The 17,072-nt window shown below is 64.1% G+C and carries 17 protein-coding genes; 14 read left to right on the top strand and 3 right to left on the bottom strand.

Going from position 1 to position 17,072, the window contains the following annotated elements; genetic code table 11:
* The first annotated feature begins 3 nt into the window (after positions 1–3).
* The 3 genes from CIT39_RS28815 (at position 4) to CIT39_RS28805 (ending at position 1,375) form a co-directional block, all read left to right on the top strand.
* On the top strand, positions 4–315 hold the full coding sequence (locus tag CIT39_RS28815; RefSeq protein ID WP_094976881.1) for a DUF1244 domain-containing protein: 312 nt from the start codon (positions 4–6) through the stop codon (positions 313–315).
* A 197-nt stretch (positions 316–512) separates the two neighbouring features.
* On the top strand, positions 513–785 hold the full coding sequence (locus CIT39_RS28810; RefSeq protein ID WP_094976882.1) for a DUF2312 domain-containing protein: 273 nt from the start codon (positions 513–515) through the stop codon (positions 783–785).
* A 152-nt stretch (positions 786–937) separates the two neighbouring features.
* Positions 938–1,375, top strand: coding sequence for a hypothetical protein (locus CIT39_RS28805; protein WP_094976883.1), 438 nt, complete (start codon positions 938–940; stop codon positions 1,373–1,375).
* A gap of 112 nt (positions 1,376–1,487) precedes the next feature.
* Here the strand turns inward: CIT39_RS28805 and mepK are convergent, their stop codons facing one another.
* The 3 genes from mepK to CIT39_RS28790 all read right to left on the bottom strand — a co-directional run bounded on the left by mepK (position 1,488) and on the right by CIT39_RS28790 (position 7,395).
* Positions 1,488–3,107: a peptidoglycan L,D-endopeptidase MepK gene (gene mepK / locus CIT39_RS28800; protein ID WP_094976884.1), complete on the bottom strand. Its 1,620-nt coding sequence runs from the start codon at positions 3,105–3,107 to the stop codon at positions 1,488–1,490.
* A gap of 269 nt (positions 3,108–3,376) precedes the next feature.
* Complete coding sequence (locus CIT39_RS28795; protein WP_094976885.1) at positions 3,377–5,551, bottom strand: L,D-transpeptidase family protein; 2,175 nt, start codon at positions 5,549–5,551, stop codon at positions 3,377–3,379.
* A 347-nt stretch (positions 5,552–5,898) separates the two neighbouring features.
* Positions 5,899–7,395, bottom strand: a complete 1,497-nt coding sequence (locus CIT39_RS28790) for a sigma-54-dependent transcriptional regulator (protein ID WP_094976886.1) — start codon at positions 7,393–7,395, stop codon at positions 5,899–5,901.
* A gap of 127 nt (positions 7,396–7,522) precedes the next feature.
* On the opposite strand from CIT39_RS28790, the gene CIT39_RS28785 reads away from it, so the two are divergent.
* The 11 genes from CIT39_RS28785 to CIT39_RS28735 all read left to right on the top strand — a co-directional run bounded on the left by CIT39_RS28785 (position 7,523) and on the right by CIT39_RS28735 (position 17,056).
* Positions 7,523–9,436, top strand: a complete 1,914-nt coding sequence (locus tag CIT39_RS28785) for a M3 family oligoendopeptidase (protein WP_094976887.1) — start codon at positions 7,523–7,525, stop codon at positions 9,434–9,436.
* Between the two features lie 104 nt (positions 9,437–9,540).
* Positions 9,541–9,765, top strand: coding sequence for an AbrB/MazE/SpoVT family DNA-binding domain-containing protein (locus CIT39_RS28780; protein ID WP_018641564.1), 225 nt, complete (start codon positions 9,541–9,543; stop codon positions 9,763–9,765).
* Positions 9,766–9,777: 12 nt separating this feature from the next.
* On the top strand, positions 9,778–10,173 hold the full coding sequence (locus tag CIT39_RS28775) for a type II toxin-antitoxin system death-on-curing family toxin (protein ID WP_094976888.1): 396 nt from the start codon (positions 9,778–9,780) through the stop codon (positions 10,171–10,173).
* Positions 10,174–10,270: 97 nt separating this feature from the next.
* Positions 10,271–10,423 (top strand): aa3-type cytochrome c oxidase subunit IV, encoded by a 153-nt coding sequence (locus tag CIT39_RS28770; protein ID WP_094976889.1) that lies wholly within the window; start codon positions 10,271–10,273, stop codon positions 10,421–10,423.
* Between the two features lie 140 nt (positions 10,424–10,563).
* Positions 10,564–11,691 (top strand): Re/Si-specific NAD(P)(+) transhydrogenase subunit alpha, encoded by a 1,128-nt coding sequence (locus CIT39_RS28765; RefSeq protein ID WP_094976890.1) that lies wholly within the window; start codon positions 10,564–10,566, stop codon positions 11,689–11,691.
* Between the two features lie 12 nt (positions 11,692–11,703).
* Positions 11,704–12,021 (top strand): proton-translocating transhydrogenase family protein, encoded by a 318-nt coding sequence (locus CIT39_RS28760; protein ID WP_094976891.1) that lies wholly within the window; start codon positions 11,704–11,706, stop codon positions 12,019–12,021.
* Between the two features lie 42 nt (positions 12,022–12,063).
* Positions 12,064–13,461: an NAD(P)(+) transhydrogenase (Re/Si-specific) subunit beta gene (locus CIT39_RS28755; protein WP_094976892.1), complete on the top strand. Its 1,398-nt coding sequence runs from the start codon at positions 12,064–12,066 to the stop codon at positions 13,459–13,461.
* 19 nt (positions 13,462–13,480) lie between these two features.
* Positions 13,481–13,651, top strand: a complete 171-nt coding sequence (locus CIT39_RS28750; RefSeq protein ID WP_162848677.1) for a hypothetical protein — start codon at positions 13,481–13,483, stop codon at positions 13,649–13,651.
* A 27-nt stretch (positions 13,652–13,678) separates the two neighbouring features.
* Positions 13,679–14,476, top strand: a complete 798-nt coding sequence (locus CIT39_RS28745) for an alpha/beta hydrolase (RefSeq protein ID WP_094977087.1) — start codon at positions 13,679–13,681, stop codon at positions 14,474–14,476.
* Complete coding sequence (locus CIT39_RS28740) at positions 14,430–15,908, top strand: sodium:proton antiporter (protein WP_094976893.1); 1,479 nt, start codon at positions 14,430–14,432, stop codon at positions 15,906–15,908. Before CIT39_RS28745 ends, CIT39_RS28740 begins: the two co-directional genes overlap by 47 nt.
* A gap of 50 nt (positions 15,909–15,958) precedes the next feature.
* Positions 15,959–17,056, top strand: coding sequence for a calcium:cation antiporter (locus CIT39_RS28735; protein ID WP_094976894.1), 1,098 nt, complete (start codon positions 15,959–15,961; stop codon positions 17,054–17,056).
* Positions 17,057–17,072 lie beyond the last annotated feature (16 nt).

The raw sequence follows: 17,072 nt of genomic DNA, 5'->3' as shown, positions 1-17,072 counted from the left end.
GCCATGGCAATCGACGACAAAACCAGAACGGAGCTCGAGGCGGCCGCTTTCCGGCATCTGGTCGAACATCTGAAGACGCGGACCGACGTCCAGAACATCGACCTCATGAATCTGGCGGGTTTCTGCCGCAACTGCCTGTCCAATTGGCTCAAGGAGGCCGCCGACGCGCAAGGCGTCGCCTTGAGCAAGGACGAGAGCCGGGAGGCCGTCTACGGCATGCCCTATGAGACCTGGAAGTCGAAATACCAGGGCACAGCCACGTCCGAGCAGCTCGATACGATGAAGAAGGTCCACCCACACGGCCACGGGCACTGAGCGGTCCTGCGAAGCCACGCCTGAGTCGCATCACACAACAGCTTTCTCGGCCTCGCCGCAGGAAGGTGTGGGCGCGCTGTGGACGAGCGCGATGCTGCCTTGAACGCAGTCGGTACGGACCCTAAGGGTTCTAGCCAGCACGCGCGGTGAGGATGCCGGCGTCACCTCGTTTTGCCAGTTCCATGTGGAGTACCAAGATGGCCACCACCGCCGCCGTCCGCGACGACGAGCCCGCGACGAAATTCGCCAAGGACCAGCTCAAGTCCATCATCGAGCGCATCGAGCGGCTGGAGGAAGAGAAGAAGGCGATCTCCGACGACATCCGCGACGTCTATGCCGAGAGCAAGGGCAACGGCTACGACGTCAAGGCGCTGCGCACCATCGTGCGCATGCGCAAGCAGGATCCCAACGAGCGCGCCGAGGCCGAGACCATTCTCGAGACCTACATGCAGGCGCTGGGGATGCTCTGAGGCATCCTGCCTCGAACACCGCTGCCGTAGCCCGGATGGAGCGCAAGCGAAATCCGGGTTTCTTGCTGTGCGGGCGGCGTCCCGGTTACGCCGTCGCTCGATCCAAGCTACAAGCGTGGGATGTCGCACTTGGCTTGTGATCGGAGCTTGCCGTGACCGCGCCACCGCTGCCGCGCGAGGTGGGCCGTGCCTTCGGCGCTCTTCCCCTGCCGATTGGCAAGCGGCTGCTTCAGGTGCGCGCGCTGATCTTCGCGACCGCCGCGGCGCATGAAGAGGTCGGCCGGCTCACCGAGACTCTGAAATGGGGCGAGCCGGCTTATCTGACCGACGAGTCCGGCAGCGGCTCGACGATCCGGCTCGGCCGCGTCAAGGACTCCGCACACGCTGCCATCCTGTTCAATTGCAAGACGACGCTGATCGATAGCTTCCGCGAACGCTTTCCCGATCGGTTCGAGTACCGGCAGACGCGGGCGCTGTTGTTGCCGATGGCGGGCAGGCTGCCGAAGCGGGAACTATCGGTCTGCCTGTCGCTGGCGCTGACGTATCATCTGGACCGGCGGGGAAGGAAGGCGAAATCGGCGCACCCGTAGCCCGGATGATGAGCGAAGCGATATCCGGGATGTCTCAGCGCGCACAACTTTCCCGGATGTCTACCCGCTCATCCGGGCGACGAGACTGAATTCGCGGAGGGAGCTCGGTGCCTCAGCGCAACGCGGCCGTGCGCATGACGAACGATGTCGTCTGGAGCTTCGCAGTCGCGCTGCCCGAAAAACTGTCGCAGGACAGGCCGTGCATCGGGTCGTCGGCAAAGCCCATCGCGATCACGGCATGCGGCTTGACGAAATAGCCGCGCAGCGCGGCCGTATCGAGCTCGCCCATCAGCGTGACCGACATCGCGCGGCTGGCGCTCGGCGACAGCATCGCGATCTTGAGCCAGATACTCTCGCTCTTGGCAGCGGAGAGGCGGGTCGCGGTCGCGACTGCGCCGTCGACGTTCTTGCCGACCACCGTGTTGATTTCGGTGGCCTGAGCGACACTGCGCGATGCGGGACGGGCGGAGCGGGGGATCGGCGCAGAGGCGGCAACGACATTGGCGCGATCGACCGGGGAGGCGGCCGGCGCGTAAGCCAGCGCCTGAAGGGCTGCGTTGGGCAGGCTCGCGGTTGCCTGCGGATCGGTGGCAGAGGCGAGCGCCTGGCGCGCCTTCAGAGCCGCGATTTGCGCCGGCGTCGCCTGCTGCGCCGCGGCCGGGACATCATCCCAGAAGCCGCGGGCATTTATGATGTCTGCCGGCGTCTCCGGCTTGCCGTCCGCAGATTTGTTGGCCGGCTTGTCAGCCACGGCCGCGGGCTTCGGCTTGGGCGGCGCAACGAGCTGCGCGTCGGCCGAGGCGAGCTGGATCGTGGCGGCAATCTGCGGCTTGGCGCGCGGCGTCGGCACCGGGTCGGCGGGCTTGGCTGCAACCACGGTCGGCGCGGCTGCCGGCTTGGCGGCCGGGGCGGGCGCGCCCTCGTCATCCTCGTCGCTGCTGGCGGCCGGGGCCGGCTTGCCCTTGAACAAGGCGGCGAAGAAATTCGGCTTGCTGCCGGAATCGCCGGCATTGCCGCGCCGCTCGATCTCGGCCTTGGCGAGCTCATAGCCCTTCAGCGGAACGCCGTCGGTCGGCAGATGCACCGTCTTGCCATCCGGGAACACGCGGGCGAGCTGGTCATGCGTCATGCGCGGCCAGTGCCGGACACTGCCGGTATCCAGATGCACGAAGGGCGATCCGGAGGTCGGATAGAAGCCGACGCCGCCGCGCTGCAGGCGCAGGCCGGCGAAACGGATCTGCTCCAGCGGCACGCCCGGAATGTAGAAGTCCATCGCATGTCCCAGCATGTGCTGGCTGGCGCGCGCCACACCGGAGGAGCGGCGGCGGAGCATGGCGTTGGTGGCGGGGGAGCGGTAGGAGGAGATGATCTGGATGGGCTGCTTGGCGTCGACGTCGCGGTAGACGTCCCAGAGGATGTCGAAGAGGTGACGGTCCATGACCGTCTCGTCCTGGGTGCGCCAGTCGCGCAGGAAGTGATTGAGCTGCTTCAGCGCCGCTTCGTCGTAGCGGCCCTCGCGCTTGAAGGTGACGGTCAGGTCTTCGCCGGAATGGGTGTGGTGGAAGGAGAGCGTCTTGGTTTCGCTCAACGCGGCGGCGTTATGGACTGAACCCGCGGCAGCAAGCAGCAATACGGCAGCGAGGCCGATCCGGGATCCGGCCTTCACTCCCGCATGGGACAACGACAGCACAGTAAATCTGCGTGCGAGACCAGTCAGCACGTTAGAGCCCACCCAGTCGACCAGCGTTCAAAATGGACTCTCCCGCCAACCCCGTTAGCGCGCGAAAGAGGGTGAACGCTTTCTTAAAGCGAGAAGGTTAATTCGAGGTTGACCTTCTCGCCCCCAAACCAAGTCAGAATACAAACCTAACCGGGTGAGTGTGGCAAAAAAACGCCCGCTGCCCCGAGCGAGGTGGACAATGGTTAACGTTAAACGGCCCCATCCATGGGATGGGGCCGTTGATTTCGTTGTGGAATTCAGAAAAGGAGGGCCGTGCAGGCTTACCGGGTGAACACCCGCTGCTGCTGAGGCCGGCGCCCGACCGGAGCCGGCGGGGGTGTCGGCGCCCCGAACAGCCGCTCGAAGAAGTTCGGGCCGGACGAGCCGAAGCCGCCGCCATTATTGGCCACCGCAACGCCGGAGGGCAGGGTCGTCGCCGGGCGCGAATAGCTCGGCTGCGAGTGCGCGACGACGGCTTCGAGATCCTTGCCGCGGTTGTTCTTCAGGATGTTGATCATGGTCGCGTCGCGGCCATAGACGTCCTTGCGGAACTGCAGCTTGCCGGCGTCGTCCACGAAGGCGGTCTGATAGGTGATGTTGACCGGGATCGGGGTCGGAAATTTCAGGTCGATCTCGCTCTTGCCGTACATGCTGCGGATACGCTCCGGTGTGTACTTCTCGTTCGGCAGCGCGATGCCGAGCAGAACGGAGGCGTACTGATCCGGGTTCTGCACGCGCATGCAGCCGTGGCTGAAGGCGCGCTCGTCCCTTGAGAACAGGTTCTTGTCCGGCGTGTCGTGCTGATAGACCAGGAACTTGTTCGGGAAGTTGAAGCGGATGCGGCCGAGTGCGTTGGCTTCGCCGGGCGGCTGGGAAATGTGCACGGAGCCGTCGCGGTTCTGCTCGAGCTTGAGACCCATGCGCTGGAGCACGGTCGGGTCCTGCTGAAGCGCCGGCAAATATTCGTTGTAGACGATCGACGGCGGCACGTTCCAGGTCGGGTTGACCGTGATGTACTTCATCGTCTCGGTGAGCAGCGGGGTCGCATGCGTTCCCGGCTTGCCGGTCACGACACGTGTGGTCCAGACCTGCTGGCCGCGCTGCATGACCTTCAGAGTGTAGTCTGGAATGTTGAGGATGACATAGGCATCGCCCAGCGAGGGCACGCCAAGGTCGCGCGGCAGCCAGCGCCAGCGCTCCATGTTCACCAGCACGGTGTCGATCTGCTTGTCGCGCTTCGGGGTGTTGATCGCCTTGACCGTCTTGTCGTCGAGGATACCGGTCGCCTTGATCTCGGCGCTGGTCTGGAATTTGCGCACGGCTTCGGCGACCGTCGCGTCATACCGGGTGTCGCTCGCGTTTTCGGTGATGCCGAGCTTGGCGCGCAGCTGCGGCACGCGCGGATCGTCGACGACGATTTCAGCCTGCTTCTTACCGCGGGCAGGCGTGTATTTCAGCGCCGGACCATCGGCGATCTCGATCACCGGGCCGTTGCCCTGACCGCGAAGCTCCGCGAGCTTGGCCTTCAGCTCCTTGTAGAGCTTGTGCGGCGGATTGTAGCTGTCGAGCGCAGCGGAGGCATCCGTCGCGGTCGTGACCTTGGCGAGCACCTCGTTCGGATCGACCGGATGCTCGGGATAGAGGATGTCGCCGCTGACCTGCGACCAATGCATGCGGCCGCTCTGGGCTTGGCGCGCATAGTCGAACATGCTGGCGGTGAGCTTGAGCTCTGCATCGGCCAGCGCATCGGGCGTGATGGCGCTGGCGAAGTCGGGCACCGCATAGTCGGCGGGATTGAGGCCGTCGGACGCCGCGTCCTTCAGCCGTGCGATGACGCCCTTGGCTGCGGGCGTCAGGCTGCCGCCTTGGGTCCAGACCGGCGCGAAGTCGCGTGCGCCATAGAACTTTTCGATCGCGGCGCGCTCGTTCTTGCGGTCGAAATGGCGCGAGGTCTTGGCGCCGATGATGTCCTTGAGCTTGTCGGCGACCGGCTGGTCGGCGGCGGGAACGTTGCTCGCGGCCTTCACGGGCTCAGCGGCAGGAGCCGCAGCGGTGGCGGGTGCCGGCGCGGCCGGGGTAGTGGCTGCAGGCTCGGACTTCGCGGTTTCGCTGTTCGGCGCTGCGGGCGCAGGCGTGGTGGCGACGTCAGACGGGTTGGTTTCGACCTTCTCGGGGGCCGGGGCCGGAGCGACGTCAGCCCTTACGGGCTCCTTCGCTGGTTCCTTGGCGGCGTCCTGAACCGTGGCGGTGGTGTCGAGCTTGATGTCCGACGCGGTCGGGGGCGGGACGTTGGCCGGCTCGGGACGCGGGATCGCGGCTTCGATTGCGAGCTCGGCGGCGCTGCTGCGCGCCTGATCCTGGGCCAGGGCCGAGCCGGCGGACACCGTGAGGAAGGTTGCCGCGACCGTCATCAAGACACGATCGAAGCCTGCACGGTGGTTCAAACAGTCACGCATTGTGTCGCACCCCTCGGGTGAACTGTCCCTCGTGGAACAGCTTTGTTATCGCCTATTGAGCTTCGGCTAAACGGCGCCGGCCTCTCGAAAGTTGCACGCCTGCACGCAACGATTCCTACGCAGACGATATACAGGGCCCGGTTTTGCAGCCAGCGCTAACCGGGACAACTCACGGCAAACTGACTTCAAGGGAGCCTCTTGGCAACGGATTGTGCGCTTTCCCGACGCGCTTTTCCCTGTGTCTGTCACTTCCAAGTCACGGTTCAAGCCACAGTCGAATTCTGTCGTCATGCGAACGGCTTACAGCTGGTCTCGCAGCGTCCCGCGAACCTCCGTTTTCTTGAGGCTCAGTGCGTCTCCTCGCCGCTTTTCCCGCCATGTCCGGGAACGCCGGCCTCGTCGAGTTTGCGGTACAGGGTGGACCGGCCGATTTTGAGGCGGCGGGCCACCTCGGACATCTGGCCGCGGTAGTGCGAGATCGCGAAGCGGATGATCTCGTTCTCCATGTCCTCCAGCGAGCGGACGTCGCCGGTCGCGGTGAGCAGGGCGAGAGTTCCCCCCGCCGGAAGCGGCGCGATCGGTATTTCATTGCCTGATACCATCGACGGGGCCGCGGCCGGCTCGAGCATAAGCGGGGCGGTTGGAATCTCGGTTGCGGGATGCGGCTGCGAGGCGAGCAGAGGGAAATCGCCAAGGCCGAGCTGGTCGCCCTCGCTCATCACCACCGCACGGTAGACCGCGTTCTCCAGCTGGCGGATGTTGCCGGGCCAGTCGAGCTGGGCCAGATGCGCCATGGCCTCGCCACTGATGCCGGTGATCTGGCGATTCTCCTCGGCGGCAAAGCGCGCCAGGAAATGCCGGAGCAGATGCGGGATGTCCTCGCGCCGGCTCCTGAGCGAGGGGATCGTCAGCGGCAGCACGTGCAGGCGGTAGAACAGGTCTTCGCGGAAGTGTCCCTGTTTCACCCGCTCCAGCAGCCGGCGATTGGTTGCCGAGACGATGCGCACGTCGACCTTGACGGGCTTGCGGCCGCCGACTGCCTCGACGGCGCCTTCCTGGAGCGCGCGCAGCAGCTTGACCTGCGCAGCCAGCGGCAGTTCGCTGACCTCGTCCAGAAACAGCGTGCCGCCGTGGGCTTCGACGAACTTGCCCATGTGCCGCTCGGTGGCGCCGGTGAAGGCACCCTTTTCATGGCCGAACAGGATGGACTCGACGAGGTTGTCGGGGATCGCGCCGCAATTGACCGCGACGAACGGCTTTGCCTTGCGCTCGCCGCTGCCATGGATGGCGCGCGCGAACATCTCCTTGCCGACTCCGGAATCGCCTTCGATCAGAACGGGAATCGCGGAGTTCGCCGCCTTCTGCGCGGCGCGCATCACGCCGGCCATTGCCTCGGCGCGGGTAATGATGTCGGAGAAGGTCAGCCGGCCCTCGCGGCTGTGCCGGATGCGCTGCAATTCGCCCTTGAGCGCGGAGGCGTTGAGCGCGTTGCGAAGTGAGACCTGGAGCCGCTCCACACCGACCGGCTTGACCACGAAATCGGCCGCGCCGGCGCGCATCGCCGAGATCACGTTGTCGATGCCGCCATGGGCGGTCTGCACGATGACGGGGACGCTGAGACCCGCTTCGCGGATTTTCGCCAGCACGCCCATGCCGTCGAGACCGGGCATCACGAGATCGAGGATGACGGCGTCGATGGCCGGCGCATCGGGGGCGGTGAGGGCGGCGATCGCGGCGTCACCGGAGTCCACGACGACCGTCTCATAGCCGCATTTCTGTACCATGTTCTCGACCAGCCGGCGGGCCACGGCATCGTCGTCGGCGATCAAAATACTGGCAGCCATGGTGTTCCCCGCACGCTACTACTATCTGTCTCGAATCGGGGCACTCTGGCCGAAGCCGATTAACGCACTCTTAAACCTTGATGCCCTCGCCCGCCGCTGCGATTGTTGAACACAGGTTTCCCACACAATGAATTCGCGCTCCAAGCCTGCTCTCAAAACCTCCGCTCTCAAGAAGTCCGCTTCCAGCAAGCCCGCGCTTCGCAATCCGAAATCTGCCGCCAAGGCCAAATCCTCCAAATCTTCACCCACGAAGCCTGTGGGCAAGACCGGCAAGCTTCCGGAGTGGAACCTCGCCGATCTCTATTCCGGGATCTATGCGCCGGAAGTGGCGCGCGATCTCGAAAAGATGGATGCCGACTGCGTCGCGTTCGAGACCGACTACAAGGGCAAGCTGGCGACAGGGACAGCAAACGAAGATGGCGGAAAATGGCTCGCGGGAGCCGTGCGACGCTATGAGGCAATCGACGATCTTGCCGGCCGGCTAGGTTCCTATGCCGGGCTCGTCCACGCCGGCGACAGCGTGGACCCTGCGATTTCAAAGTTTTATGGCGATGTGTCGGAGCGGCTGACCGGGGCGTCCACACATCTTCTGTTCTTTGCGCTCGAGCTCAATCGTATCGATGACGATATTTTGAACCGCGCGATGCAAGCCCCCGAGCTGGCGCACTACCGTCCCTGGATCGAGGATCTGCGCAAGGAGAAGCCGTATCAGCTCGACGACAAGCTCGAGCAGCTTTTCCTCGAGAAGGCGCAGACCGGCTACTCCGCCTTCAACCGGTTGTTCGACCAGACCATCTCCGGGCTGCGCTTCAAGGTCGGGTCCAAGGAGCTCGCGATCGAGCCCACGCTCAATCTGCTGCAGGACCGCGACGGCGCCAAGCGCAAGGCTGCGGCTGAGGCGCTGGCACAGACCTTCAAGGCCAATGAGCGCACCTTTGCCCTGATCACCAACACGCTCGCCAAGGACAAGGACATCTCCGACCGCTGGCGCGGGTTCAAGGATGTCGCGGATTCCCGCCATCTCAACAACCGCGTCGAGCGCGAGGTCGTGGATGCGCTGGTCGCCTCGGTCCGCGCGGCCTATCCAAAGCTGTCGCATCGCTATTACGCGCTGAAGGCGAAGTGGTTCGGCAAGAAGCGGCTCGCTTATTGGGATCGCAACGCCCCGCTGCCCTTTGCCGCGACCGATACCATCGGCTGGCCCGACGCCCGCAACATGGTGCTGACGGCCTATCGTGGGTTCTCGCCCAAAATGGCTGATATCGCGGAGCGCTTCTTCACCGATCGCTGGATCGACGCGCCGGTGCGACCGGGCAAGGCGCCGGGCGCGTTCTCGCATCCGACCACTCCGTCGGCGCACCCCTATGTGCTGATGAACTACCAGGGCAAGCCGCGCGACGTGATGACGCTCGCCCACGAGCTCGGCCATGGCGTGCACCAGGTGCTGGCGGCGAAGAACGGCGCGCTCATGGCGCCGACGCCGCTGACGCTGGCCGAGACCGCCAGCGTGTTCGGCGAGATGCTCACTTTCAGGCGGCTCCTTGCCCAGACCAGGAATGCGAAACAGCGCCAGGCGCTGCTCGCCGGCAAGGTCGAGGACATGATCAACACGGTGGTGCGGCAGATCGCGTTCTACTCGTTCGAGCGCGCGGTCCACACAGAGCGCAAGAACGGCGAGCTCACCGCGACGCGGCTCGGCGAGATCTGGCTGTCGGTTCAAGGCGAGAGCCTCGGTCCGGCGATCGAGATCAAGGCGGGCTATGAGAGCTACTGGATGTACATCCCGCATTTCATCCATTCGCCGTTCTACGTTTACGCCTATGCGTTCGGCGATTGCCTCGTGAACTCGCTCTATGCGGTCTACGAGAACGCGGCCGAGGGTTTTGCCGAGCGTTATCTCGACATGCTCGCCGCCGGCGGTACCAAGCATTATTCCGAGCTGCTGCGGCCGTTCGGGCTCGATGCCAAGGACCCGAAATTCTGGGACGGCGGGCTCTCGGTCATCGCCGGCATGATCGACGAGTTGGAGGCAATGGGCTGAGGGGAGGTAGCGGTGCTCCAAGCGCCCAACAGGGCGTAAAACACCTGTTGAACAGCGCTGGTCAACAGTGTTATACATATGTATAACGCCCCTAAGGCAAGCCCATGAAGATCGAGATCAAGAAAATCGGCAATTCCGATGGTCTGCTGCTGCCGCGCGAATTGATGCAGCGTCTCGATCTCAAGCGCGGACAGCAATTGCACATCGTGGAATTACCCGGCGGTGGTTTTCAGTTGTTGCCCTACGACCCCGATTTCGAGCGGACGATGGAAATCGCCGACGAGGTGATGGACAAGTATCGCGACACGCTTGCTGCGCTTGCAAAATAGCCTGCCAGGCGCATGAGCGATCTGCAGGAGCCGCTCTGGATCACTTACGAGCAGGTCGTCGCAATTCACGGTCGACAACTCCGGCGCTTCGGCGGTGCGCCGGGATTGCGCGACGAGGGCATGTTGCGCTCGGCGCTGGACCGTCCGATCAACAAATGGCGGTACGAGCAGGCGCCGATCGATGAATTCGCCGCGGCCTATGCATTTGGTCTCGCGAAAAACCCAGCATTCGTCGATGGAAACAAGCGCATCGCCTTCATGGCGTTGATGGTCTTCCTCCACAAGAACGGCGTGGCCTTCAGTCCCGATCCTGCGGAAGCGACAATCATCATCCTCTCGCTCGCCGCCGGCGAAGTCAGCGAGGAGAGCCTGACGCGCTGGATCCGCGACAATTGGGATTCCAAATGACCTGATTTGCGGGAAAACCGCGCTTGCCTGCCGTTGCCCTGCTCGAAGGTTTCAGGTATCCCAGCCCAAGAATTCGACTTTCGACTGGGGACATTCCATGGCTGACCATAGCGAAGTGGCCTACACCACCGCAGACGGCAACGACTACATTGCCCACGAGCAGACCTATGAGGGCTTCATCAAGCTGGTGAAGTACGGCACGGTCTCGGTCGCGCTCATCGTGATCCTGATGGCGGTCTTCCTGACCTGATCCATCGACGGTTGCATCCGCCAGCGCCGGCGGCTGCTCATAAAATTTGCATACAAGCCGGTTCCAAAACCGGTATCGAAACGTTGCGGGAGTAACGCTAAGTTCGCGTGCGCGTTTTTGTCCGCGTCGCCGGAGGACCTATGAAGATCGCCGTTGCCAAGGAAATCGATCCGTCGGAGCCGCGCGTTGCCGCTTCGCCTGATACGGTGAAGAAGTTCAAGGCGTTGGGTGCCGAGATCGCCGTCGAGCCGGGCGCCGGCATCAAATCGGGTCTTCCGGATTCCGAATTCACGGCCGCCGGCGCCACCGTCAGCGCAGATGCGCTGAAGGATGCCGACATCATCATCAAGGTGAAGCGCCCTGAGGCGTCCGAGCTCGCGCAATACAAGCGCGGTGCACTCGTCATCGCGATCATGGATCCCTACGGCAACGAGGCCGCGCTGAAGACGATCGCCGATGCCGGCGTCTCCGCCTTCGCGATGGAGTTGATGCCGCGCATCACCCGCGCGCAGGTGATGGACGTGCTGTCCTCGCAGGCGAACCTCGCCGGCTACCGCGCCGTGATCGAAGGCGCCGAGGCGTTCGGCCGCGCCTTCCCGATGATGATGACCGCGGCCGGCACCGTGCCTGCCGCAAAAGTGTTCGTGATGGGCGTCGGCGTCGCCGGCCTCCAGGCGATCGCGACCGCGCGCCGTCTCGGCGCCATCGTCACCGCGACCGACGTGCGTCCCGCCACGAAGGAGCAGGTCGAATCGCTCGGCGCGAAATTCCTCGCCGTCGAGGACGAGGAGTTCAAGAACGCGCAGACCGCCGGCGGCTACGCCAAGGAAATGTCCAAGGAATACCAGGCCAAGCAGGCCGCGCTCACCGCCGAGCACATCAAGAAGCAGGACATCGTGATCACCACTGCGCTCATTCCGGGCCGGCCGGCGCCGAGGCTCGTCTCGGCCGAGATGGTCAAGTCGATGAAGCCGGGGTCGGTGCTGGTCGATCTCGCCGTCGAGCGCGGTGGCAATGTCGAGGGTGCGCGGCCGGGCGAGGTCGCTGAGGTCGATGGAATCAAGATCGTCGGCTACACCAACGTCGCCGGCCGTGTCGCGGCGTCTGCTTCCAGCCTCTACGCGCGCAACCTGTTCAATTTCATCGAGACCATGATCGACAAGGGTACCAAGGCCCTCGCCGTGAACTGGGACGACGAGCTCGTCAAGGCGACCGCGCTCACGAAAGACGGCGCCGTGATCCACCCGAACTTCCAGCCGAAGGCGTAAGGAGAGATCGCCATGGAGCATGTTGCACAGGTCGTCGACCCCTTCGTCTTCCGGCTGTCGATTTTCGTCCTCGCCGTCTTCGTCGGCTATTTCGTGGTGTGGTCGGTGACCCCGGCACTGCATACCCCGCTGATGAGCGTGACCAACGCGATCTCCTCGGTGATCGTGGTCGGCGCGCTGCTCGCCGTCGGCGTCGGTATGATCTCGAGCGGTTCAGGATGGGCGCGTGCCTTCGGCTTCATCGCGCTGATCTTCGCCTGCGTGAACATCTTCGGCGGCTTCCTTGTCACCCAGCGCATGCTGGCGATGTACAAGAAGAAGGTAAAGTGACCGGCGTGCACCTCGGGGTGACGAAGACAAAGGGGACCTGAGATGAACGCCAATCTGGCAGCAGTTCTTTATCTTGTGGCGGGTGTGCTGTTCATCCTGTCGCTGCGCGGGTTGTCCAGCCCGGCGACGTCGCGCCAGGGTAATTTCTTCGGCATGATCGGCATGGCGATCGCGGTCGCCACCACGCTGGCAAGCCATCCGCCGGCCGATGGTCTCGCCTGGGTGCTGGTCATTCTCGGCATCGCTATCGGTGGCTCGGTCGGCGCGGTCATCGCCCGCCGCGTGCCGATGACCTCGATGCCTGAACTGGTCGCCGCCTTCCACTCGCTGGTCGGCATGGCCGCGGTGCTGGTGGCCGCCGGCGCGTTCTACGCGCCCGAAGCCTTCGACATCGGCACTCCCGGCAACATCCATTCGCAGAGCCTGGTCGAGATGTCGCTCGGCGTCGCCATCGGCGCGCTGACCTTCACCGGCTCGGTGATCGCGTTTCTGAAGCTGTCCGCGCGCATGAGCGGCGCGCCGATCATCCTGCCGTTCCGCCACATCATCAACATCGCGCTCGCTCTGGCGCTGGTGTTCTTCATCGTCGGGTTGGTGATGTCGGGCAGCGCGCTCGACTTCTGGCTGATCGTCATCATCGCGCTGGCGCTCGGCGTACTCATGATCATCCCGATCGGCGGCGCCGACATGCCGGTCGTGATCTCGATGCTGAACTCCTATTCCGGCTGGGCTGCGGCCGGCATCGGCTTCACGCTCGGCAATTCCGCGCTGATCATCACGGGCGCGCTGGTCGGATCGTCCGGTGCGATCCTGTCCTACATCATGTGCCACGCGATGAACCGGTCCTTCATCTCGGTCATCCTCGGCGGCTTCGGCGGCGAGACCGCGGCGGCCGGCGGTGGCGGCGGCGAGCAGAAGCCCGCCAAGCTCGGCTCGGCCGACGACGCGGCCTTCATCATGAAGAATGCCCAGAAGGTCATTATCGTGCCCGGCTACGGCATGGCGGTGGCGCAGGCGCAGCACGCGCTGCGCGAGATGGGCGACATCCTGAAGAAGGAAGGCGTCGAGGTGAAGTACGCCATTCACCCGGTCGCCGGCCGCATGCCCGGCCATATGAACGTGCTGCTGGCCGAAGCCAACGTTCCCTATGATGAGGTGTTCGAACTCGAGGACATCAACTCGGAGTTCGCTCAGGCCGACATCGCCTTCGTGATCGGCGCCAACGACGTCACCAATCCGGCGGCCGAAGAGGACAAGACTTCGCCGATCTACGGCATGCCCGTGCTGCAGGTCTGGAAGGCCGGCACCGTGATGTTCATCAAGCGCTCGCTTGCCTCCGGCTATGCCGGCATCGACAATCCGCTGTTCTATCGCGACAACACCATGATGCTGCTCGGGGACGCTAAGAAGGTCACCGAGAACATCGTCAAGGCGATGTAGCACGCGAAGGAAACCGACCGTGGCCATCAACAAGGAATGGCACCGGTCTCATCGCATGCCGCTCAAGGCAACGCGCGAGCAACGCGTCGCATGGCATGCCGCCCACAAGGCGGCGTGCGGTTGCCGCGACGTACCGGCGAGCCTCCGGCCCGACGTCATGAAATTGCTGCGGAGCCGTCGCAAATCCTGAGCCTGAACCAGGGCCGGCCGCGCCATGATCACCATCGCCAAGTGGACCGTCATCCTGCTCGCTGGCGTCTATCTCGCCGGGCTCGTCGTGCTCTACACCCGGCAGCGCGAGATGCTGTTTCCGATACCGACCGCCAAGCGGACCCCGCCTGAGGCGGCGGATTGTCCCGAGGCGGAGGAGCATGTCCTGACCACCTCGGATGGCGAGAAGATCATCGTCTGGCACGTGCCGGCGAGGCCCGCTCGTCCCGTGATCCTGTATTTTCCGGGCAATGGCGATTTTCTCGCCGGCCGTGTCGGTCGCTTCAAGGCGATGACGGCTGACGGCACGGGGCTCGTTGCGCTGTCCTACCGCGGCTATGCCGGCTCGAGCGGCGCGCCGAGCGAGGAGGGGCTGCTGCGCGATGCCGCCGCGGCCTATGCCTTCACCACGGCCCGCTACACGGCGGACCGAATCGTCGCCTGGGGCTTTTCGCTCGGGACCGGCGTGGCGGTCGCGCTCGCCTCGGAACGGCGTGTTGGGAAACTCGTCCTGGAGGCGCCCTATACGTCGACGGCCGACATTGCATCTTCGTCGTTCTGGTTCGTGCCGGTGCGCCTCTTGATGCGCGATCCGTTCCCTTCCGACGAGCGGATCGCGCGCGTCACTGTGCCGCTATTGGTCATGCATGGCACCAATGACCTTGCCATTTTGATCGTGTTCGGAGAGCGTCTGTTCGCGCTCGCGCATGAACCGAAGCAGTTCGTTCGCTTTGCGGGTGGCGGACACGACAATCTCGATGCGTTCGGTGCGATCGAAACAGCAAGGCAATTCATTGGATCCTAAACAGCTCGTCACCCGGCTCTGGAGCATATCCCTTGCCGCCATCCTCGTATTGTTGCCGCAGCAGGCATGGGCCGCAACCGGCCTCGATGGTGCGGCGATGCGTTGGCCCTACGCGCTTCCCTTTGCAGGCCTGTTGCTCTCGATCGCGCTCGGACCGCTGCTGTTTGCGAAAGTCTGGCACCGTCATTACGGCAAGATCACCGCTGCCTGGTCGCTGCTGGCGCTGGCCTCGCTCGTCATTTTTGCCGGAAGCATGGCGACGCTGGCGGCGTTAGTCCATGCCATGCTAACTGAATATCTCGGCTTCATCGTGCTGCTGTTCGCGCTCTACGTCGTGGCTGGTGGCATCCTGATCACGGGCGACATCAAGGCCACGCCGGCGACGAATGCAGGCATTCTCGCGCTCGGCACCTTGATGGCGAGCATCGTCGGCACCACGGGTGCCGCGATGATCCTGGTCCGCCCGCTGATCCGCGCCAACCGGCCCCGGCGCTACAATGCCCATGTCATCATCTTCTTCATCATTCTTGTCGCCAATGTCGGCGGCGCGCTGAGCCCGCTCGGCGATCCCCCGTTGTTCGTCGGTTTCCTGCACGGCGTCGACTTCTTCTGGACCACGCGGACCATCTGGTTGCAGACCGCGATCGTTGCCGGATTGCTGCTCGCGATCTTCATCGTTGTCGATCTTTGGCGCTTCCGCCGCGAGCCTGCACTCAGCGACCCCAGTCCTGCAGCCCCCGTCCGCATCCGCGGTCTCGTCAACCTCGTGCTGATCGCAGCGATCGTCGCGAGCCTGCTGGCGTCGGCGATGTGGAAGCCCGCTATTGCTTTCGACATTCTCGGAACGAAGCTGGAGCTCGAAGACATCGCCCGCAATCTGGCGCTGCTTTCCATCGCGGCGTTGTCAGTGTGGCTGACACCGGATGAGCACAGGGAGGCCAACGGCTTCACCTGGGAGCCGATCCGCGAGGTCGCGAAACTGTTCGCGGGCATTTTTGTCGCCATCATCCCGGTCATTGCCATGCTCAATGCCGGCCATCACGGTGCCTTCGCCTGGCTGTTGTCGGCCGTGACGGGGCCGGACGGCGCGCCGCGCGAGGTCGCCTATTTCTGGTTCACCGGCCTGATGTCGGCGTTTCTCGACAATGCGCCGACCTATCTTTTGTTCTTCCAGCTTGCCGGCGGCGATCCGCAGACGTTGATGCATCAGCTGTCGGGCACGCTCGCGTCGATCTCGATGGGCGCCGTCTACATGGGAGCGCTCACCTATATCGGCAATGCGCCGAACTTCATGGTCAGCAGCATCGCCAGCGAGAACGGCATCGAGATGCCGAGCTTCTTCGGCTATTTCTTGCGCGCCGGCGCGGTGCTGATCCCGCTGTTCATGCTGCTGACGCTGCTGCCGGTGGCGCCGATCCTGCGCTGGCATTGAATCTGCCTGCCGATTTGCTACTGCTCGTCTTCAGCGATTGGAGCCGGTAGATGAGCGCGCATAATCCGATGCCCAGGTCGGCCTGGATCTTTCCGGCGCTGGCCGTGCTGTTGTTCGCAGCCGTCAGCGCGACCGGCTACGTCTTCACGCTGTCGCTCGGCGGGCTCGTCTTCGCCATCGTCCTCCTGGTCATCCTGTTTGGCACGGTGTTCGCCGCGGTTCATCATGCCGAAGTGATCGCCGAGCGGGTCGGTGAGCCCTATGGCACGCTGGTGCTGACGCTCTCGGTGACCGTCATCGAGGTGGCGCTGATCACCACGATCATGCTGGGCGACAAGCCCGCCCCGGAACTGGCGCGCGACACCGTGTTCGCCGTGGTCATGATCGTCTGCAACGGTCTCGTCGGGCTCTGCATCTTCATCGGCGGCCTGCGCTATCGCGAGCAGGGCTTTCAGCTCTCGGGGGCGAACGTTTATCTCAGCGTCTTGTTCGCGCTCGCGACCATCACGCTGATCATGCCGAACTACACGACCACAACGCCGGGGCCGGCCTATTCGGCGGTTCAGCTCGGCTTCGTCGGTGTGGTCACGCTGGCGCTGTACGGGGTGTTTCTCTACACTCAGACCGTCCTGCACAAGGATTACTTCGTCCATGAATGGGCGGACGGGGGGAGCGGCGAGGCGTATCTGTCGGGCCGGATCTTGGCGCTCAGCGTGGTGCTGCTGCTGATTGCGCTGCTGGCCGTGGTGCTGCTCGCCAAGAAATTCTCGCTGGTGATGGACGCCGTCGCGGCCAAGATCGGGGCGCCGCCGGCCTTTGCCGGCGTTCTGGTCGCGCTTCTGATCCTGATGCCGGAAGGCGTCGCGGCCGTCGCGGCGGCCCGCAAGAACGACCTCCAGAAGAGCATCAACCTCGCCTTGGGGTCGTCGTTGGCGACCATCGGGCTGACCATCCCGGCCGTCGGGGTCGCCACCTACGCGCTCGACAAGGAGCTCACGCTCGGCCTCAGTTCCCAGGGCAGCGTGCTTTTGCTGCTGACCTTCTTCCTGAGCATGCTGACCTTCGGAACGGGCAGGACCAATGTCCTGTTCGGGCTGGTCCATATGGTGGTATTTGCCGTTTACGTGTTCATGGTTTTCGTACCCTGACGTGCTAAGTCCCAGG

The sequence above is a fragment of the Bradyrhizobium symbiodeficiens genome (assembly GCF_002266465.3).
Lineage (GTDB): Bacteria > Pseudomonadota > Alphaproteobacteria > Rhizobiales > Xanthobacteraceae > Bradyrhizobium > Bradyrhizobium symbiodeficiens.
This window is presented reverse-complemented; position numbering and strand designations above follow the sequence as displayed.